Source organism: Streptococcus pseudopneumoniae (genome assembly GCF_001068775.1).
Taxonomy (GTDB): domain Bacteria; phylum Bacillota; class Bacilli; order Lactobacillales; family Streptococcaceae; genus Streptococcus; species Streptococcus pseudopneumoniae_N.
The window spans coordinates 1-1043 of sequence record NZ_JWAJ01000154.1 but is presented as its reverse complement, the minus strand read 5'-3'; the positions used below and the strand labels follow the sequence as shown (position 1 = coordinate 1043).

Here is a 1043-nt window from a genome sequence, read left to right as displayed (position 1 = left end):
TTCATTTCTCTTTGGTGACGAATCTCCTCACAAAATTCAAGGGCATCTTTCCAGACATGTCTCATTACTACTTTTTGAAAATTCTTGCTTTGGGTACAAACGGATAATAAAGGACAGGCAACACATACTTTGGGATTACTCTTATACTCACGGTAGCCTTCTCGAGTGGTAGTGCGATAGCTTAACACTTGATTCTCTGGACAAACATAATGGTCATCACTTGCATTATAAACAAAATTACTAGGTCTTAAGTTCCCCTTTACTCCCTTTGGACGAGTATAAGGAAAGACAGGGATGATGTTACGTTCTAATAAATAATGGGCAATAGCTGGGGTCTTGTAGCCTGAATCCGCAATAATATAGCGTGGGGAGAAAGGCTCTAACTTTGAAAAAAGAGCAGGGAAAGCCTGACTATCATGAACATTTCCTGCTTCAACCGTATAAGCCAAGGCCCAACCATGCTTATCGCAAGCAACTTGAGCAGAATAGGCAAATACTTCCTTATGTTCGCCCTTATGGAACCAACCACACTCGGGATCTGTTGTTGAGATTTTCTTTTCCTTAGCCTCACTTTCTTTTGCGGGCTTTAAGGACTTTTTTTCGTGTTTTTTCCGATCTAAATCAATCTCAACTGCCAATTGTTCACTCATAAACTTAGCTTGTTGCTCTACCATTTCCTTACGATACTTGTGACTATTAGCTGCCGCTTTGATATGGGTACCATCCACAAATATTTCAGAAGGATCAATTAAACCTGCATACAAAGCTTGGTTGAAAACTTGGGAAAAAATCTCAGAAATGAGTTCTTTATCTTGAAAACGACGACTGTAATTCTTACCATAGGTAGTAAAATGAGGAACCTTATCATCTAAAGTTAGTCCGAGAAACCAACGATAGGCTATGTTTACTTCAATCTCTTTCATGGTTTGGCGCATAGAACGAATACCATAAAAACATTTGATTAAAGGAATTTTGACTAACATGACGGGATCAAGACTAGGCCGACCATTATCTGGACTATAGGTATCTTCTACCAAGTCATA

The 1043-nt window shown here is 39.0% G+C and carries 1 protein-coding gene; it reads right to left on the bottom strand.

Going from position 1 to position 1043, the window contains the following annotated elements:
• A partial coding sequence (locus ADF68_RS10120; RefSeq protein ID WP_049549706.1) for an IS1182 family transposase occupies positions 1 to 1043 on the bottom strand: 1043 nt, incomplete at both ends.